We start from the raw sequence: 16,974 nt of genomic DNA, 5'->3' as shown, positions 1-16,974 counted from the left end.
GCTCGCCGTAGGGCTACTTCAGCTCAGACGATGACAGGCCCAGCAGGCGACGGGCCACCACCAGCAGCTGGATCTGCTGGGTGCCCTCGAAGATGTCGAGGATCTTCGAGTCGCGGCTCCACTTCTCGAGCAGGGTCTGCTCGGAGTAGCCCACCGTGCCGGCCAGCTCGACGACCTTCAGCGTGATCTCGGTGGCCATCCGGCCGGCCTTTGCCTTGGCCATCGACGCCTCTTTGGAGTTCGGGATCGAGTTGTCGGCCTGCCAGGCCGCCCGTAGCGTCAGCAGGTTCGCCGATTCCCAGTCGGCCTCCATGCGCAAGAACTCCGCAGCGGCGGCGTGCTGGACGTGGGCGGGCTTGTCGTAGTCGATCTCCACCCCGGCCTTGGTCAGGATGTTGCGCAGTTCCTCCAGCGCGGCACGGGCCACCCCGACGGCCATCGCCGCCACCACCGGTCGGGTGTTGTCGAAGGTCTCCATGACCCCCGAGAAGCTCTTCTCGGTGTTGATCTCCGGGCTGCCGAGCAGGTTTCCGGCCGGAATCCGGGCATTGTCGAACCGGATCACCGCGGTGTCGGAACCCTTGATGCCGAGCTTGTGCTCGAGGCGCTCGACGATGACGCCGGGGTGCTCACGCGGCACGATGAACGACTTGATCGCCGCGCGGCCCTGGCTTTTGTCCAGCGTCGCCCACACCACGATGTGGCTGGCCCGGGATCCGGCGGTCACGAAGATCTTCTCGCCGTTGAGCACGTACTCGTCACCATCCAGCTTGGCCGTGGTCGTCACCGCCGCCGAGTCCGAGCCGAAGCTCGGTTCGGTGATCGCCATCGCCGCCCACACCTTGCCGAGCCGCTTGAGCTGCTCGTCGGTGGCCACTCCGGAGATCGCCGCATTGCCCAGGCCCTGGTAGGGGATGGACAGCATCAACGCGACATCGCCCCAGCTCATCTCCAGCACCTGCAGCAGCGCCGCCATGTTGGCGCCGTTGCGGTTCCCGGCCGCCTCATCGCCGCTGCGGAAAGCCTCGGTGGCACTGGCCATCCCGGAGTTGTCCACCGAGGAGACGCCGTCGAACAGCGTCTCCAGGGTGTCCAGCTCCACCGGGTAGGCGTGCTCGGCCAGGTCGTACTTGCGCGAGATCGGGCGCAGCATCTCCGCGGCGCCGGCGTGCGTCATCTCGACGATCGCCTGCAACTTCTTGGGGAGTTCCAAATTGATTGCCATGACAAGTCTTTCGGATCGGTAGTCGAAGTATTGGGGCTAGATGACCAGGACGCCTTCGGCGACACCGAGTGCGCGTAGGTCGCGGTACCACCGTTCGACCGGGTGCTCCTTGGTGTAACCGTGGCCGCCGAGTAGCTGCACGCCGTCGGAGCCGATCTGCATGCCCTTGTCGGCGGCGATCCGCTTGGCCAGCGCGGCCTCCCGGATGAACGGCAGCCCCTGTTCGGCACGGGCAGCGCCGCGCCAGGTGATCAGCCGCAGCCCGTCGAGTTCGATGGCGATGTTGGCGCACATGAACGCCACAGACTGACGGCGGGCGATCGGCTCGCCGAACGCCTCGCGCTCCTTGATGTAGGGCATCACGTAGTCGAGCACCGCGTGGCTGGTGCCGACCGCCAGCGCCGCCCAGCCCAACCGCGACAGCGCGATCGCCTCTGAATAGTCCTGCGCGTACTCGGCCTCGGCTCGGTCCTCGTCGCCCAGCCGGGCGCTCAGCGGCACCGACACGTTCTTCAGCTCGATCTGGCCCAGCGCGGCGGCCCGCACACCCATGCCCGGGTCGGGCTTGACGCTCAGGCCGTTGGCGGACGACTCCACCAGGAACAGCGCCGGCTTGCCGTTGAGCTGGGCGCCGATGATGAACAGTTCGGCGTTGGCGGCCGCCGGCACCAGCGACTTGACGCCGTCGAGCCGGTAGCCGCTGGGGGTGCGCACCGCCGTCGTCTTCAGCGCGGTGGGGTCGAACAACGGCTGCGGCTCGGCGATCGCCACACAGGCCTGCGGCACGTTCTCACCTGCGAACTCCGGCAGGTAGGTGGCCTGCTGGCTGGCGCTGCCCCAATGGGTCAATGCCGCGGCCACGCCGCCCGGCGCCAGGATCGGCAGCGCCAAACCCATGTCGCCGTAGGCCAGCGCCTCGGCGACCAGCACATTGGTGACCGCAGAACGGTGCGCGGCGATGCCGTCGAAGTCCTCCGGGATGTTGATCGCGGTGATGCCCAGTTCGGCGGCCTTGCCGATCAGCTCACGCGGGTAGTCCACGGCCTCGTCGGCGTCGTGGGCGGCCGGGCGCAGGATCTCGGCGGCGAACTCGCCGACCGTGTCGACGATCATCTGCTGCTCGTCGTCGGGAGTCAGATCGAAGTAGTCGGCGCCGCTGGCCTTGAGCCGCACCGGCGACTTGCCCAAGTGTTGCACCGCCTTGAACTGGCGGGTGGCCGCGCCGGCCGTCGAGAACACCGCCTTGACGCCGTAGTTCAGGCTGCGGTTGAGCGGGTCGCGCAGGTTGTGCCGGTCCAGAAAGGGCTGGCTGACCAGCGGAGTGACCAGGGCCAGGGCGGCGGCGATCGGGGTGCGCTTCGGCTTGTCCAGTCCGATGGCACTCGATCGTCCGGACCGCTTGCTCTTCGAGCCGGGCGCGGCGGATGCAGTGTCAGTCATGTCAGAGCCTCACTGAAAAGGGAAGAATCGATAACACCACCTTACTCCGAAGTAAGATGACTCGACAGTAAGGTGTGACGAAGTCCTCAATGGCCCCGGCGGGGCGCGGGCTATCCGGGGGTCAAGGCGGCCAGCACCTGCGCGTGCAGGGCAGGGTTGGCCGCCACGGCGCAGTTGCCGTGCGGTCCCGGGTTGCCCGACAGGTCGGTGAACACCCCACCCGCCTCGCGCACCAGGATGTCGACGGCGGCCAGATCCCACACCGACACCGCGGGCTCGACGGCGACGTCCACAGCCCCCTCGGCGACCAGGCAGTACGCCCAGAAATCGCCGTAGGAGCGGGCCCGCCACACCGACTCGGTAAGACCCAGGAACTGCTCCCGCAGGCCGCGCGCCGCCCACAGGTTCAGCCCGGCGAACGTCAGGCTCGCCGAGTCCACATCGGTTACCGAGGACACCGATAGCCGTCGCTGCGGGCCGCCGGCCACCGACCCGAATGCGCCCCGGCCGCTGGTGGCCCACCACCGCCGTTGCAGCGCCGGAGCGCTGACGACGCCCAGGACCGGCACGCCGTCGGTGAGCAACGCGATCAGGGTGGCCCATATCGGCACCCCGCGCACGAAGTTCTTGGTGCCGTCGATCGGGTCGATGATCCATTGACGTCCCGCGAACGAAGCGCTGCCGCCGAACTCCTCGCCGAGGATCTCGTCGTCGGGGCGCTCGGCGGCGAGCACCTCGCGCAGCGCCGTCTCGGCCGCCTGATCGGCATCGGTCACCGGGGTGAGGTCCGGCTTGGTGTCGACGCGAAGGTCGAGCGCACCGAACCGCGCCAGGGTGATCGCATCCGCCCGGTCTGCCAGGGTCAGTGCCAGAGTCAGGTCGTCGTGGAGCCGGGAGTCGAGATTGTCGTTGATCTGCGCCATGGCGAAAGTCCTACCATGAGCTGATGTGGGAGATCTGGGCGCTGCTGTTGCTGCTGGCGATCTTGGCGGTTTTCGTGGCGCCGCGGTTCTTCCGGCCGGGCCCCGGCAGCGAAGCGCAACAGGGGACCTTGCTGATCACCGGCGTCAGCCCCCGGCCTGACGCCGTCGGGATGCAGTACGTCACGATCACCGGCGTCATCACCGGACCCACGGTGGCCGAGCACGAGGTCTACCAGCGCCGCGCCGTCGACGTCGACAACTGGCCGACGGTGGGCGAGCTGCTGCCGGTGGTGTACTCGCCACGCAATCCCGACAACTGGAATCTGACCGAACCGGCCAGCTGATTCCGGCGAGGCGCCGCGGTCGGCTCAGCGGTGGCCGACCCGCAGCATCTCGGCGACGTCGACCAGCTTGATGCGGGGCCGGCCGTGCGGCTCACCGGTGGACCGCTCGTGGGCGTCGATCAGTTGCCAGTGCTCGTCGGTGACCAGCGCGGGCTGGCGCGACAGCAGCCACTGCTGAAGCTGCACGTCGTAGTCGGCATCGACCTCGGGAAGCTCGGCGGCCGCGACCCGGGAGGCCAGGTCCGCGGCGAGGGTGTCGACGGTGGCCTGCGAGTCGCTCTTGTTCGAACCGATCACCCCCGACGGCCCGCGTTTGATCCACCCGACCACGTACTGATTGCGGGTGCCCTCGATACGGCCGTCGGTGTGCGGAATGGTGCAGCTGCGCTCGTCGAACGGCAGCCCCGCCGTGGGCACCCCGCGGTAGCCGACCGCCCGCACCACCAGGTCCACCGGCAGCACCTCGCGCTCCCCGGTGTCGCGGGCACTGACTCTGCCCGTCTCGTCGGTGACGAGCTCGTTGCGGCCCAATACGATCTCCTGGACCCGGCCCTCGCCGCGAATCTCGATCGGCGACGTGCAGAACCGGAATACGATGCGGCGATTACCCGCATGCTGCTCGCGGCCGACGTAGCCACTGAGCACCTTGAAGTTCGCCCTGGGATGCTTGGCTGCCGCTTCGACGTCGGCATCGGTGATCCCGGCCAGCTCTTCGGGAGCGATCACCACATCGACGTTCGTCAGGCTCTTCATCTCGCCCAGTTCACGTAGTTCCGGACTGGTGAAGGTGGCCTGCAGTACGCCGCGCCGGCCGATGATCACCACCTCCTCGACACCGCGCGGGTCGAGCAACTCCAGCGCATGGTCGGCGATGTCGGTGCCGCGCAGTTCTGCCGGATCGCTGACCAGGATCCGGGCCACGTCCAGTGCCACATTGCCGTTGCCGATCACCACCGCGCGCTTACCGGTCAGGTCCGGCGTCACGTCTTTGAAGTGCGGGTGGCAGTTGTACCAGCCGACGAAGTCGACGGCCGCGACGCTGCCGGGCAGGTCTTCGCCCGGAATGCCCAGGTGCCGATCGGACTGGGCGCCCACGGCGTAGATCACCGCGTCGTAGCGTTCGGCGAGTTCCGCGGGCTGTACGTGCTCGCCGACGGTGATGTTGCCGAAGAACCGGAAGCGCGGATCGGCCGCCGTCTTCTCGAACTGCGCGCTGATCGATTTGATCTTCGGATGATCCGGCGCGACACCGGAGCGCACCAGACCCCATGGCGTGGGCAGCATCTCCAGCATGTCGATGCGCACGTCGACCTCACCGCCCGACGCCAGTTTGAGCAGGGATGCCGCGGCGAAATACCCGGATGGCCCAGAGCCGACGATCGCGACGTGGTAGGGCCGCATCCTCGAACCTTCTTTCCTGTCGGGAAAACATGCACGCAGGCGCGTATCCCCGATGCTAGAGGTCGACTCGCAACGGGCGCCGGTAACCTCGATAAACGTGGAACCCGACCGCCAGCCCGACATCGCCGCCCTGGAAGCCACCTTGACCACGGTGGAGCGGGTGCTAGACGTCGATGGCCTGCGCAGCCGCATCGACAAACTCGAACACGAGGCGTCCGACCCCAATCTCTGGGACGACCAGACCCGCGCCCAGCGGGTGACCAGTGAGCTGTCGCATGCTCAGGGCGAGTTGCGGCGGGTGGAGGGGCTGCGCAGCCGCCTCGATGATCTGCCGGTGCTCTACGAGCTGGCGGCCGAGGAGGAGGGCCAGGCCGCCGCGGACGCGCAGGCCGAGGCCGACGCCGAGCTGGTGTCGCTGCGGGCGGACATCGAGGCGATGGAGGTCCGCACACTGCTGTCCGGCGAGTACGACGAACGCGAGGCGTTGGTCACCATCCGCTCCGGAGCGGGCGGGGTGGATGCTGCCGACTGGGCCGAGATGCTGATGCGGATGTACATCCGGTGGGCCGAGCAGCACAACTACGGCGTCGAGGTGTTCGACACCTCCTACGCCGAAGAGGCCGGGATCAAGAGTGCGACCTTCGCCGTGCACGCCCCGTTCGCCTACGGCACGCTGTCGGTGGAGCAGGGTACCCACCGGCTGGTGCGGATCAGCCCGTTCGACAATCAGAGCCGCCGGCAGACGTCGTTCGCCGAGGTCGAGGTGCTGCCGGTGGTGGAGACCACCGACCACATCGACATTCCCGAAGGTGATGTCCGCGTCGACGTGTATCGCTCCAGCGGGCCGGGCGGGCAGTCGGTCAACACCACCGACTCCGCGGTCCGCCTGACCCACGTGCCCACCGGCATCGTCGTCACCTGCCAGAACGAGAAGTCGCAGCTGCAGAACAAGGTGGCTGCGATGCGGGTGCTGCAGGCAAAGCTGTTGGAACGCAAGCGTTCCGAGGAGCGCGCCGAGATGGATGCGCTCAAGGGCGACGGCGGCAGTTCGTGGGGCAACCAGATGCGGTCCTACGTGCTGCACCCCTACCAGATGGTCAAGGACCTGCGCACCGAATATGAGGTCGGCAACCCGGCCGCGGTGCTCGACGGCGACATCGATGGGTTCCTGGAGGCCGGAATCCGGTGGCGCAACTCCCCGGATGGCGACTGAACCGATGGTTTCGGCCTTCTCCCCGGGACAGCGCTGGCACGACGCGTGGAGCGGTGAGATCGGCCAGTGGGTCATCGACAAGGGGTTGCGGATCGTCCTGCTGCTGATCGGGGCGGTGCTGGCATCGCGGTTGATCACCTGGGCGGCGCGCCGGGTCACCCGACGGCTGGAACTGGGCTTCCAGACCAGTGACGCGCTGGTGCGCTCGGAGGCATCCAAGCATCGCCAGGCGGTGGCCTCGGTGATCTCCTGGGTGTCGGTGGTGATGCTGTGCGTGGTGGTGGCCGTACAGATCACCGGGATACTCGACATCCCGATCGGATCGCTGGTGGGGCCGGCCGCGGTGATCGGCGGCGCGATCGGTTTCGGCGCCCAGAAACTGGTGCAGGACCTGCTCAGCGGATTTTTCATCATCACCGAGCGGCAGTACGGGTTCGGTGACCTGGTGCAGCTGAGCATGATCGGGGCGTCGGTGGAGGCGCTGGGCACCGTCGAGGACGTGACGCTGCGGGTGACCAAACTGCGCACCGCCGACGGCGAGGTGTTCACGGTGCCCAACGGCAATATCGTCCGGTCGCTGAACCTGTCCAAGGACTGGGCGCGCGCCGTCGTCGACATTCCGGTGCCCACCAGCGCCGACCTGAACCGGGTCAACGAGGTGCTGCACCAGGTCTGTGAGAACGCCATGGAGGCCGACGCGCCGCTGCGAGACCTGCTGTTGGACACGCCGTCGATCATGGGGGTGGAGAGCATCGAACTCGGTGTCGTCAATCTGCGGATGGTGGCTCGCACGCTGCCCGGCAAACAGTTCGAGGTGGGTCGCCGGCTGCGCATCCAGGTGGTGCGGGCGCTCGCCTCGGCCGGTGTCGTCACGGCCGGTGAGGTGCAGCCGGTGGAGACGCCGTGACGGCCCGCCAGTCCGAACCGCAGGCCGCCCAGCCCGACGGCCGGCGGTGGCGCTGGCCGGCGCAGCTGTTCAATGGCCGCGTCCGCACCTCCACCGTGCTGTTGATCATCGCGTTCGTGGCGGTGTGGTGGGTGTATGACACCTACCGCCCGCAGCCGACGCCGCCGGCCGCCCCCCAGGTGGTGCCGCCCGGCTTCATCCCCGACCCGGCATACACCTGGGTGCCGCGCACCAGGGTGCAGCAACCGACGACGACCGTCAGCGAGACCCCGGCGCCGACCACCGAGACGCCCACTCCGACCGAACCGCCCGGCGAACCGCCCGGCGAACCGCCCGGCGAACCGCCCACCCCGACGCCGGAACCCGGGTTCCCGTTCTGCCCGCCGCTGTGTCCGCCGCCGGCGCCGACCCCGCCGGAGCCACCCGGTCAGAGTCCGCCACCGGGATCACCGCCGGCTCCGGTGACGCCCGGCGTGCCCACGCCCTCGGCTTCGCCCGGGCCGGCGACCTCGCAGCCGGCGGCGCCCTAGCACGTGGCCTGACCGGGGACACCGCACCGCACGGCTACACTGCGTGCCGTGATGATCACGCTCGACCATGTCACCAAGCAGTACAAATCGTCGGCCCGTCCGGCACTGGACAATGTCAGCGTCAAGATCGACAAGGGTGAGTTCGTCTTCCTGATCGGACCGTCCGGTTCGGGCAAGTCGACGTTCATGCGGCTGCTGCTGGCCGAGGAGACCCCCACCAAGGGCGACATTCAGGTGTCGAAGTTCCACGTCAACAAACTGCCCGGCCGCCACATCCCGAGCCTGCGGCAGGTGCTCGGCTGTGTGTTCCAGGATTTCCGGCTGCTGCAACAGAAGACGGTGTTCGAGAACGTCGCGTTCGCGCTCGAGGTGATCGGCAAGAAGCCGGAGATGATCAACCGGGTGGTCCCCGAGGTGTTGGAGATGGTCGGATTGTCCGGCAAGGCCAACCGACTGCCCGGCGAGCTGTCCGGCGGTGAGCAGCAGCGGGTGGCGATCGCCCGCGCGTTCGTCAACCGGCCGCTGGTGCTGCTGGCCGACGAGCCGACCGGCAACCTCGACCCGGAGACCAGTGAGGACATCATGGATCTGCTGGAGCGCATCAACCGAACCGGGACGACGGTGCTGATGGCGACCCACGACCACCACATCGTCGACTCGATGCGCCAGCGCGTCGTCGAGCTGTCACTGGGCCGGCTGGTCCGCGACGAACAGCGCGGTGTCTACGGGATGGATCGCTGACGTGCGCTTCGGGTTTCTCTTCAATGAGGTCCTGACCGGCCTGCGCCGCAACGTCACCATGACGGTCGCGATGATCCTGACCACGGCGATCTCGATCGGGCTGTTCGGCGGCGGCCTGCTGGTGGTGCGGCTGGCCGACCAGTCCCGCAACATCTACCTGGACCGGGTCGAATCGCAGGTGTTCTTGAACGCCGACGTCGCTGCCGACGACCCGAACTGCGAAGCGCAGGCCTGCAAGGCGCTGCGGGAGCGGATCGAGAACCGCGACGACGTGAAGTCGGTGCGCTATCTGAACTCCGACGACGCCTACGCCGACGCGATCCGCAAGTTCCCGGAGTTCAAGGATGTGGCGAGCAAGGACTCCTTCCCGGCGTCGTTCATCGTCAAGCTGGAAAACCCCGAGCAGAGCACGGATTTCGACGCCGCGATGACCGACCAGCCGGGTGTGCTCAGCGTGCTCAACCAGAAGAAGCTGATCGACCGGTTGTTCGCCGTGCTGGACGGGCTGTCCAGCGCGGCGTTCGCCATCGCCCTGGTGCAGGCGGTGGGGGCGGTGCTGCTGATCGCGAATATGGTTCAGGTCGCCGCCTACACCCGGCGTACCGAGGTGTCGATCATGCGTCTGGTGGGGGCCAGTCGCTGGTACACGCAGTTGCCGTTCCTGCTGGAGGCGGTGCTGGCTGCCACCGTGGGCGTGATCATCGCGGTGGTCGGATTGATCGTGGTGCGGGCGCTGTTCCTCGACAGCGCGCTCAGCCAGTTCTATCAAGCGCATCTGATCGCCCGTATCGACTACGCCGACATCCTCTACATCTCACCGATCCTGCTGTTGCTGGGAGCGGCGATGGCCGGGGCGACCGCGTACGTGACGCTGCGCCTGTACGTCCGGCGGTAGCCCGTGGCCAAGAAGCCGGGGGGCAAGGACGCCAAGAAGCAGGCCGCCAAACAGATCGTTGCCTCGAACCGCAAAGCGCGGCACAACTATTCGATTCTCGACGTGTACGAGGCCGGGGTGGTGCTGCTGGGAACCGAGGTGAAGAGTCTGCGGGCCGGCCAGGCGTCGCTGGTCGACGCCTTCGCCACCGTCGACGACGGTGAGGTTTGGCTGCGCAACATGCACATCCCGGAGTATCGGCACGGCAGCTGGACCAACCACGACCCCCGCCGCACCCGCAAACTGCTGTTGCACCGACGCCAGATCGACATGCTGATCGGCAAGATCCGTGACGGAAACCTCACGCTGGTGCCGCTGTCGGTGTACTTCTCCGAAGGCAAGGTGAAAGTCGAACTGGCGCTGGCGCGCGGTAAGCAGGCCCACGACAAGCGGCAGGACCTGGCCCGCCGCGACGCCCAGCGCGAGGTGACCCGGGCGCTGGGCCGCCGCGCCAAGGGTATGACCTGATCGGTTCGGCGCTGGCGCTGGTAGCGGCGGCCGGCTTCGGGATGGGCGACTTCGTCGGCGGCCTCGCGTCGCGGCGGGTCTCGCCGCTGCGGGTGCTGCTGGTCTCCACCCCGCTGGCGTTGGTAGGACTGACGGCGATCGCGGTTGTGACCGGTGGACCGATCCATCCGGGCGCTGTCGGCTGGGGTGCGGCCTGCGGTCTGGCGCTGGGCGTGGCCAGTTGGTGGTTCTACGCGGCACTGAGATCCGGTCCCATTTCGGTGGTTTCGCCGCTGTCCGCCGTGGTGACAGCCGGGGTACCGGTCACGGTGGGCCTGATCCGAGGTGAGCGGCCCGGTGCGGTCGCCGGCGTCGGCATCGTGCTGGCGCTGGTGGCGGTGGTCCTGGTGAGCCGGGAAGTCACCGACGAGGACGTACGACCGCACCGGTTCACCCCAAAGGTGGCGTGGCTGACCATCGGCGCCGGCGTGGGATTCGGGCTGAACTTCGTGTTCATCGAGAAGGCGCCGGTCGAGTCGGTGCTGTGGCCACTGATGTTCGCCAGGTTGGCGGCCACGGTGGTCGTCGTCATCATCGCGACAGGCGCCGGCGAACTGCGGCTGCCCTCCGGCGGGACGCTGAAGCTTGCGCTGCTGGCGGGGCTGGCCGATACCGGTGCCAACGTCGCTATGCTGCTCGCCCTGCGCGGCTCGCAATTGTCGCTGGCCAGCGTGCTGATCTCGCTGTTCCCGGCGGTGACGGTGATGCTAGCCATCGTGGTACTGCGCGAGCGGGTGCATCTTTGGCAGGTGGTCGGCATGGTGGCGGCCGTCGTCGCGGTAGCGATGATCACCGCGGGATGACGTGCCGGCAGCGGGGAATGAACGGGGGCCCGTTCGTCGTTGCAACCGCGTACTATGAAGTGTCCGCCGAGCGTCGGCGGAAAATACCCAGGACAGGGGGCTGAAAGGTTTCGACTGCGTGTGTCGAATCAAGGGAAGCGTGCCGGTGCAGGCAGGAGACCACCGTTAAGCGTCGCTGTAACCAAGTAAGCGCCAAGGTTGCACTTACTCCGGCTAAGGTCGCTCTTCAGAGCGACTTCGCTCTCGCTGCCTAAGCGATAGCGGGCCTGTCAGACCGGGAAAGCCCTCGGCCCGGACCCTGGCATCGACTAGAGGGATCCACCGATACGTCCGGTCGCGGGATTTATCGGGACACCAACAGCGACTGGGATCGTCATCTCGGCTAGTTCGCGTGACCGGGAGATCCGAGTAGAGGCATAGCGAACTGCGCACGGAGAAGCCTTGAGGGAATGCCGTAGGACCCGGGTTCGATTCCCGGCAGCTCCACACCTAGGTAGCCGGCCAGAGCGACAAGCTCTGGCCGGCTTTCCTTTTCCAGGCTCGAGTAGCGCTCAGTCTTGGACCTTCTCCTCGACACGATCCCAGGTCTCGGGCAGCAGCGGCATCACCGGGCCGGCCCCGAACCCGTCGTCGCGCAACCGGATCAGTCCCGTCGACCGGGTAACGGCGCGCTCAGCGGTTCCGGTGAAGCCCAGCGGACCGGCGCCGGTTGCGGAGCTGCCGCTGGCCGGATCGACGGGCGGCGCCGCGAACTCGGGGTCCACCACCATGGTGGCGTCGGCGTACTCCGTCATCGCCGCCCGCCGGCGCTTCCGCGACCGCAACGGCGCCCGCGCCGACGGTGCCTTGGCCGCACTGACGGCCGAAAGGCCGGCGGCCGGTGCGGTGGACTGGTCCCGGTCGATCAGGGTGGGGCCGAAGCCTTCGGAGTGGTTGCCGCCGACCAGATAGCCCAGCATCTCGGCGCCGCTGACCGGCATCGCCGGCGCGGTGGTGGCCGGCGCCGGCGCACCGGACGACGTCCCCGCCGATCCGGCGATACCGGGACCGATGCCGACCGCGACAGCGACCGGGTGGTCGACCGGGCGGGTTGCGACGATGTGGTGCGGCATGGGGGCGGGGCCGGGCTCAGCTGCGGGCTCCTCGACCACCGGTTCGGATTCCACCTGCATGGCCGCGATGAAGTCGTTGATCGCCATGATCATCAGCGGCAGCACGATCGGTATCCGAACCGGGATGGTCACGATGAACAGAAACGTCGACCAGAAGACGATGTTCCAAAAGATGAACCAGAACCAGCGGTTGGCCTCCTCGACCGGATCCGTCGGCTCATCGCCGCCGTCGGGTTCGGTCGGGCCGGTATCGGAGGTCAGTATCGGCGGTGCCGGGTCGGTAGCCGGCATTGACGCCAGCGCCGCGTCCGACACTGCGTCATAGGTCGCCATTACGGTGGCGGCCTGGACCCACATTCGCACGTAGTCGGCCTCGTTGAGTGCGATCGGGATGGTGTTGATGCCGAAGAAATTCGTTGCGGTCAGTACGCCGTGGACGGTGTGGTTGAGCGCCAACTCCGCCAGGGTGGGCATGGTCGCCAGGGCGGTGCTGTAGGCGGCCGCGGCGACCTCGTGTTGGGCGGCGGCGCGGGCGCTGTCGGCGCTGGCCCGGGCCAGCCAGTCCAGGTACGGCGCGTGCGCCGCGACGTAGCTGTCGGCGCTCAGACCCTGCCAGGCCGCCGACCGGGCGGCGCCGAGCACGGTGACGAGCTCCGTTGCCACGGCAGAGTATTCGGCACTCAGCGCCGACCAGGCGCCCGCAGCGGTCAACAGCACGCCCGGGCCGGGCCCGTTGGCCAGCAGCGCGGAATGCACCTCCGGTGGCGCTGCGATCCAGATCGAGGGCATCGGCGGCTAACGTCGCGGCGCGACTAGCGAACCTATCCGGTCGCTGTCCGCGGGACGGCACCGCAGTCCGCGAACCGGGACTTGACACATGTTCTCAAGGTAGCATTGCCTAATCTAACTTTGGAACCCTGCGCCGAGCTTGGTGACCGGCCGCACAGCTGCCCGAAAGTCTCCTCCGACGCAGGCCAGAGCCGCATGGTAAGAGCCGCTGACCGGCGATAACCTGGGGTATGGCCGCAAAAACCACCGTCCGCGTGGCCCGCGTCTACGACGAACCCCGGGCCGAAGACGGGCAACGGATTCTCGTCGACCGGGTCTGGCCCCGCGGATTCCGCAAGAATGACCCCCGCGTCGGGCGCTGGTTCAAAGATGCTGCGCCCTCTCGGGAACTGCGCAGCTGGTACGACCACCGGCCGGAGCGCTTCGATGAATTCGTCGCCCGCTACAAAGATGAACTGACTTCCCCGCAGGGCGCGGCCGCACTCGAAGAATTGCGCGAGCTGACCCGAGGCGCGAAGACCGTCACGCTGGTCACCGCGACCCGCGATGTGGACGGCAGTCAAGCGGCGGTACTGGCCGAGCTGCTCGCGTCGCGGTGACGCCGGGCCCGAACCGGGGAGCTAGCCCCGGCCTGCGGTGGTGATCAGCATCCCGATCGGGATACTTACGATCAGCGCTGCGATGAACAGCCGGTAGGCGAGCAACACCCAGCCGCGTCGTGCGGGGCGTCGCACACCGTAGAGCAGCCACGCCAGCACGGCCAACAGCAGCGCGGAGCCGAGGTCGAACACCACGATGTGGTCGGTGACGACACCGAGCACGATCGCGGCTCCGGAGACGTTGAACGCCACCGCCGTGGCCACCGCCGCGGTCGGTGTCAGCGGTTCGGCCGCCAACACGGCCCGACCCGCCCCCAGCACCAATTGGCCGACGCCGAGCACCAGCACCAGGTAGGCGACCGCCCAGACGCCATGGCGGGTCGGGGAGGGCGCTGCGATCGCGGCGGCCAGCACGCCGCCGCCCACCACCGCAGCGGCGCCGGCCACGCCGAACGGTGTGAACGCGGCCCGCTGTTCCCACAGCTGCAGCAGCCCCGGCTGTTGCGAGGGGTGGTTCGGGCTCGTGGTACGGGCCGTGCCGGCGACGTCGTTCATCGCCAGTCCCCGTCACCGTCGCGGTAATTCGTCATGATCAGGCCTCCGGGCCTGAGATTACCGGGGCGGTGGCCATGGCCCGGCCCACAGCGCTCCCTCACGTGGCGTGCAGGCCTGGTTGGGCCGATGACTAAAGTTATCGGGTGCCTTCCGACTCTTCAGCTGCCCGGACGCGGCTGCCGCGAGAGGTCGGGGTATTGCTCGGCGCGAACTTCCTGATCGCGCTCGGCTACGGCGTGGTGTCGCCGGTATTGCCGGTTTATGCCCGGCATTTCGGGGTGAGCATCTCCGCGACGACCTTCCTCATCACCGCGTTCGCGCTGATGCGATTGTGCTTCGCGCCGGTGAGCGGGCTGCTGGTCCAGCGGATCGGGGAGCGCCGGGTCTATGTGACCGGGCTGTTGATCGTCTCGGTGTCCACCACGGCGTGTGCGTTCGTTCAGACTTACTGGCAGCTCTTGTTTTTCCGAGCGCTCGGCGGCGTCGGGTCGACGATGTTCTTCATCGCCGCCGTGGGCCTGATGATCCGGGTCAGTCCGGCGGATGCTCGGGGGCGGGTGGCCGGGATGTTCGCGACGGCGTTTCTGCTGGGCACCGTCGGCGGGCCGGTACTGGGCAGTCTGACAGCGGGTTTCGGTCTGAGTGCGCCGTTTTTGTTCTACGGTTCGGTGCTGTTGGTAGCGGCCACCGGCGTGTTCGTCAGCCTGCGCAATTCGCATCTGGCCGAACCGGCCGGCTCGACGGGGCCGACGGTATCGGTACGGGCGGCGCTGGGCCATCGTGCCTACCGGTCGGCGCTGCTGTCGAACTTCGCCACCGGCTGGTCGGTGTTCGGTCTGCGAGTGGCGTTGGTGCCGCTGTTCATCACCGAAGTCCTGGAGCGCGGGCCCGCGGTCGCCGGTCTGGCGCTGGCCACGATCGGCATCGGCAACGTGTGCGCGGTGCTGCCCAGCGGCCACATGTCCGACCGGATCGGCCGACGCGGCCCGCTGATCATCGGGCTCGCGGTGGCCGGGGTCGCCACGATCTTGCTCGGCGCGAGCGGGTCGCTGGCGGTGTTCCTGATCGCCGCGTACCTGGCCGGGTTGGCCTCGGGCATGTACGGGGCGCCGCAGCAGGCCGTCATCGCCGACCTGGTCGGCAACCAGGCCCGGGCCGGGACCGCGGTGGCCGCCTACCAGATGATGGCCGATTTCGGGTCGATCGTGGGATCACTGGCGGTCGGGCAGATCGCCCAACGGCTGTCGTTCGAGTGGGGCTTCGCGATCAGCGGCGGCGTGCTGCTGGTCGCGGCCGTCGCCTGGGTGCTGGCGCCGGAGACCCGCGCGCGGGCCCCGATCGGCGAGATCACCGGTGCGACGTGGCTAGGCTCGGTTGATGGTGACGCTGGACCGGCTGGTCAACGTAGTGGGGAGCTACGGGGTTCGCCTGCGGTTCTGTTCCGTCCCGCGGACGACGACGCTGAGCAGCGTCGTGATGCACGAGGTGACCGGTGAGCGCACCGCCGTCGGCGATGTCCTGCTGGCTGTCGGCGCCCGCTCGGTAAAGGAGGCGGTGCGCTGGGCGGTGGCCGTCAAGGCCGTCGCCGTACTGGTGCGCGACGCCGAGGACAAGACCGCGTTCGCCGGCGAGGGCGAGTCGCTGGCGGTGCTGGTGGTGGATCCCGCGGTGTCCTGGAGCGAGCTGGCCGCGGTGGTCTACGGGTTGGTGCTCGAAGGCCGGGAAACCGAATCGGGTCGCGGCCCCACCGATCTGTTCGCGGTGGCCGACAGCCTCGCCGATGCCGTCGGCGGGGCGGTCACCGTCGAGGATCAGCTGGGTCGCGTGCTGGCCTACTCGCGCGGTCAGCGGCACGCCGATCCGGCGCGTTCGGCGACGATTCTGAACCGGCAGGAAGCCGAGCCGCTGCGGGAGTTGTTCGAGAAGCGGGGCGTCCTGGCGCATCTGGAAGGCCACGATGAACCGCTGTTCGTCGCCGCCGCCCCCGAGCACGGACTGACCGGCCGGATGGTGGCGGCGGTGCGGGTCGGCCGAGAGCTGCTGGGGGCGGTGTGGGTGGCCTGCCCCGCCCCGTTGAACGGCACCCGGCTGACGGCACTGGCCGACGGCGCCCGCACGGTGGCGCTGCACGTGTTGCGGTCGCGGGCCAGTGCGGATCTGGAACGCCAGGTCGAATCCGACTGGGTGAACCGGTTGCTGGACGGCCGGACCGACGCGGCCGAGGCCGCCGCCCTGGTCGCCAGGCTGGGTCTGCCGCAGGCGCCGCTGCGGGTGGTCGCCGTGCACACCCGGATCGCCACCCAACCGCACGCGGGCCTGTTGCTGGCGTTCGAGGCCGTCACCACCGGTTTCGGCTGGTCGCGGCCGGGCCGCAGTGCGCTGGCGGCCAACACCGTGTACACGGTGCTGCCCGCGCAGGATGCGGCGCAGGCCCGGCAATGGGTGCACGGACTGCGCTCGGTCCTGCCGCAACAGGCCAGCGTGCTGGCAGGGATCAGCGCCGTGGCAGGCGTGGCCGAGCTGCCCACGGCCCGCCGGGAGGCCGAGGAGTGCCTGGCGCTGCACGAAGCCGGGCCGCACGACATCGCGCCGCCGGCCTACGACGAGGCCTGGGACGAGATCGTGTTGCGACGGCTCTACACCGCGGCACGGTCCGGCCGGATACCGGCCCGCGGCCCCGTCGCCGAACTGCGTAACCACGACGCGGTGCACGGCACGCCCTATGTGGCCACGCTGCGGGCCTGGCTCGACGCCCAGGGCGATCTGGCGCGAGCCGCCGAGCGGCTGAGCGTGCATGAGAACACCATGCGGTACCGGCTGCGCAAGATGGCCGAGGTGACTCCGCTGGGTCTCGACGATGCCCGCGCCCGGCTCGCGGCGATGATCGAGCTGGCAGCCGGTGACCTGTCGGCTTTCGACAAACCCTGACGTCGTCGTTGTGCGAACCGGTT

General features: G+C 68.5%; 17 protein-coding genes and 1 other RNA gene. 12 read left to right on the top strand and 6 right to left on the bottom strand.

Annotated elements, in window-relative coordinates; all coding sequences use genetic code 11:
- Nucleotides 1-13: 13 nt before the first annotated feature.
- The 3 genes from BST10_RS00515 to hisN form a co-directional block, all read right to left on the bottom strand.
- Nucleotides 14-1,225, bottom strand: a complete 1,212-nt coding sequence (locus BST10_RS00515) for an acyl-CoA dehydrogenase family protein (protein ID WP_083035769.1) — start codon at nucleotides 1,223-1,225, stop codon at nucleotides 14-16.
- A 36-nt stretch (nucleotides 1,226-1,261) separates the two neighbouring features.
- Nucleotides 1,262-2,665, bottom strand: a complete 1,404-nt coding sequence (locus BST10_RS00510; RefSeq protein ID WP_083035767.1) for an acyl-CoA dehydrogenase family protein — start codon at nucleotides 2,663-2,665, stop codon at nucleotides 1,262-1,264.
- Nucleotides 2,666-2,775: 110 nt separating this feature from the next.
- The gene (gene hisN, locus BST10_RS00505; protein ID WP_083035764.1) at nucleotides 2,776-3,588 is read right to left on the bottom strand and encodes a histidinol-phosphatase; all 813 of its coding nucleotides are present in this window, start codon (nucleotides 3,586-3,588) and stop codon (nucleotides 2,776-2,778) included.
- A 23-nt stretch (nucleotides 3,589-3,611) separates the two neighbouring features.
- On the opposite strand from hisN, the gene BST10_RS00500 reads away from it, so the two are divergent.
- Complete coding sequence (locus BST10_RS00500) at nucleotides 3,612-3,932, top strand: hypothetical protein (protein ID WP_013829776.1); 321 nt, start codon at nucleotides 3,612-3,614, stop codon at nucleotides 3,930-3,932.
- Nucleotides 3,933-3,956: 24 nt separating this feature from the next.
- Here the strand turns inward: BST10_RS00500 and BST10_RS00495 are convergent, their stop codons facing one another.
- Entirely contained in the window at nucleotides 3,957-5,333 is a 1,377-nt protein-coding gene (locus BST10_RS00495; protein ID WP_083035762.1) for an FAD-dependent oxidoreductase, read from the bottom strand.
- Between the two features lie 97 nt (nucleotides 5,334-5,430).
- Here BST10_RS00495 and prfB point away from each other — a divergent pair, with 97 nt between their 5' ends.
- From prfB to ssrA, 8 genes are all read left to right on the top strand, one after another.
- The gene (gene prfB / locus BST10_RS00490) at nucleotides 5,431-6,546 is read left to right on the top strand and encodes a peptide chain release factor 2 (protein ID WP_013829774.1); all 1,116 of its coding nucleotides are present in this window, start codon (nucleotides 5,431-5,433) and stop codon (nucleotides 6,544-6,546) included.
- Nucleotides 6,536-7,453 carry a mechanosensitive ion channel family protein gene (locus tag BST10_RS00485; RefSeq protein WP_083035760.1) on the top strand — a complete coding sequence of 306 codons (918 nt, stop codon included), beginning with the start codon at nucleotides 6,536-6,538 and terminating at the stop codon, nucleotides 7,451-7,453. Before prfB ends, BST10_RS00485 begins: the two co-directional genes overlap by 11 nt.
- Entirely contained in the window at nucleotides 7,450-7,983 is a 534-nt protein-coding gene (locus BST10_RS00480; RefSeq protein WP_083035758.1) for an Rv3103c family proline-rich protein, read from the top strand. Before BST10_RS00485 ends, BST10_RS00480 begins: the two co-directional genes overlap by 4 nt.
- A 51-nt stretch (nucleotides 7,984-8,034) precedes the next feature.
- Complete coding sequence (gene ftsE / locus BST10_RS00475; protein WP_041318390.1) at nucleotides 8,035-8,724, top strand: cell division ATP-binding protein FtsE; 690 nt, start codon at nucleotides 8,035-8,037, stop codon at nucleotides 8,722-8,724.
- A gap of 1 nt (nucleotide 8,725) precedes the next feature.
- On the top strand, nucleotides 8,726-9,619 hold the full coding sequence (gene ftsX, locus BST10_RS00470) for a permease-like cell division protein FtsX (protein WP_083035756.1): 894 nt from the start codon (nucleotides 8,726-8,728) through the stop codon (nucleotides 9,617-9,619).
- A 3-nt stretch (nucleotides 9,620-9,622) separates the two neighbouring features.
- A complete protein-coding gene (gene smpB / locus BST10_RS00465; RefSeq protein ID WP_083035754.1) occupies nucleotides 9,623-10,126 on the top strand; it encodes an SsrA-binding protein SmpB in 504 nt (167 codons plus the stop codon).
- Nucleotides 10,123-10,968, top strand: a complete 846-nt coding sequence (locus tag BST10_RS00460; RefSeq protein WP_083035751.1) for a DMT family transporter — start codon at nucleotides 10,123-10,125, stop codon at nucleotides 10,966-10,968. Before smpB ends, BST10_RS00460 begins: the two co-directional genes overlap by 4 nt.
- A gap of 96 nt (nucleotides 10,969-11,064) precedes the next feature.
- Nucleotides 11,065-11,457, top strand: a transfer-messenger RNA (tmRNA) gene (ssrA, locus tag BST10_RS00455).
- A gap of 62 nt (nucleotides 11,458-11,519) precedes the next feature.
- On the opposite strand, the gene BST10_RS00450 is transcribed toward ssrA, so the two are convergent.
- Complete coding sequence (locus tag BST10_RS00450; protein ID WP_083035748.1) at nucleotides 11,520-12,869, bottom strand: PPE family protein; 1,350 nt, start codon at nucleotides 12,867-12,869, stop codon at nucleotides 11,520-11,522.
- 230 nt (nucleotides 12,870-13,099) lie between these two features.
- On the opposite strand from BST10_RS00450, the gene BST10_RS00445 reads away from it, so the two are divergent.
- Nucleotides 13,100-13,468, top strand: a complete 369-nt coding sequence (locus tag BST10_RS00445; RefSeq protein WP_083035745.1) for a DUF488 domain-containing protein — start codon at nucleotides 13,100-13,102, stop codon at nucleotides 13,466-13,468.
- Nucleotides 13,469-13,489: 21 nt separating this feature from the next.
- Here BST10_RS00445 and BST10_RS00440 read toward each other — a convergent pair whose 3' ends face one another.
- Nucleotides 13,490-14,023 carry a hypothetical protein gene (locus BST10_RS00440; protein ID WP_083035743.1) on the bottom strand — a complete coding sequence of 178 codons (534 nt, stop codon included), beginning with the start codon at nucleotides 14,021-14,023 and terminating at the stop codon, nucleotides 13,490-13,492.
- Nucleotides 14,024-14,166: 143 nt separating this feature from the next.
- On the opposite strand from BST10_RS00440, the gene BST10_RS00435 reads away from it, so the two are divergent.
- Both BST10_RS00435 and BST10_RS00430 read left to right on the top strand, forming a co-directional pair.
- On the top strand, nucleotides 14,167-15,519 hold the full coding sequence (locus BST10_RS00435; RefSeq protein ID WP_133054393.1) for an MFS transporter: 1,353 nt from the start codon (nucleotides 14,167-14,169) through the stop codon (nucleotides 15,517-15,519).
- Nucleotides 15,401-16,951 carry a PucR family transcriptional regulator gene (locus BST10_RS00430; RefSeq protein WP_041318366.1) on the top strand — a complete coding sequence of 517 codons (1,551 nt, stop codon included), beginning with the start codon at nucleotides 15,401-15,403 and terminating at the stop codon, nucleotides 16,949-16,951. Before BST10_RS00435 ends, BST10_RS00430 begins: the two co-directional genes overlap by 119 nt.
- Nucleotides 16,952-16,974 lie beyond the last annotated feature (23 nt).

Origin of the sequence: Mycolicibacter algericus DSM 45454, from assembly GCF_002086455.1 — a bacterium.
In the GTDB taxonomy this organism is placed as follows: domain Bacteria; phylum Actinomycetota; class Actinomycetes; order Mycobacteriales; family Mycobacteriaceae; genus Mycobacterium; species Mycobacterium algericum.
Note: the sequence above shows the minus strand (reverse complement) of the source record. Positions and strands in the feature narration are given on the sequence as shown.

Excerpts from the sequence above, each read along its gene's own strand:
- BST10_RS00515 (WP_083035769.1), bottom strand. The coding sequence starts at position 1,225 with ATGGCAATCAATTTGGAACTCCCCAAGAAGTTGCAGGCGATCGTCGAG.
- BST10_RS00485 (WP_083035760.1), top strand. The coding sequence starts at position 6,536 with ATGGCGACTGAACCGATGGTTTCGGCCTTCTCCCCGGGACAGCGCTGG.
- BST10_RS00450 (WP_083035748.1), bottom strand. The coding sequence starts at position 12,869 with ATGCCCTCGATCTGGATCGCAGCGCCACCGGAGGTGCATTCCGCGCTG.
- BST10_RS00500 (WP_013829776.1), top strand. The coding sequence starts at position 3,612 with ATGTGGGAGATCTGGGCGCTGCTGTTGCTGCTGGCGATCTTGGCGGTT.
- BST10_RS00495 (WP_083035762.1), bottom strand. The coding sequence starts at position 5,333 with ATGCGGCCCTACCACGTCGCGATCGTCGGCTCTGGGCCATCCGGGTAT.
- BST10_RS00440 (WP_083035743.1), bottom strand. The coding sequence starts at position 14,023 with ATGAACGACGTCGCCGGCACGGCCCGTACCACGAGCCCGAACCACCCC.
- BST10_RS00510 (WP_083035767.1), bottom strand. The coding sequence starts at position 2,665 with ATGACTGACACTGCATCCGCCGCGCCCGGCTCGAAGAGCAAGCGGTCC.
- BST10_RS00445 (WP_083035745.1), top strand. The coding sequence starts at position 13,100 with ATGGCCGCAAAAACCACCGTCCGCGTGGCCCGCGTCTACGACGAACCC.
- ftsE (WP_041318390.1), top strand. The coding sequence starts at position 8,035 with ATGATCACGCTCGACCATGTCACCAAGCAGTACAAATCGTCGGCCCGT.
- BST10_RS00430 (WP_041318366.1), top strand. The coding sequence starts at position 15,401 with ATGGTGACGCTGGACCGGCTGGTCAACGTAGTGGGGAGCTACGGGGTT.
- hisN (WP_083035764.1), bottom strand. The coding sequence starts at position 3,588 with ATGGCGCAGATCAACGACAATCTCGACTCCCGGCTCCACGACGACCTG.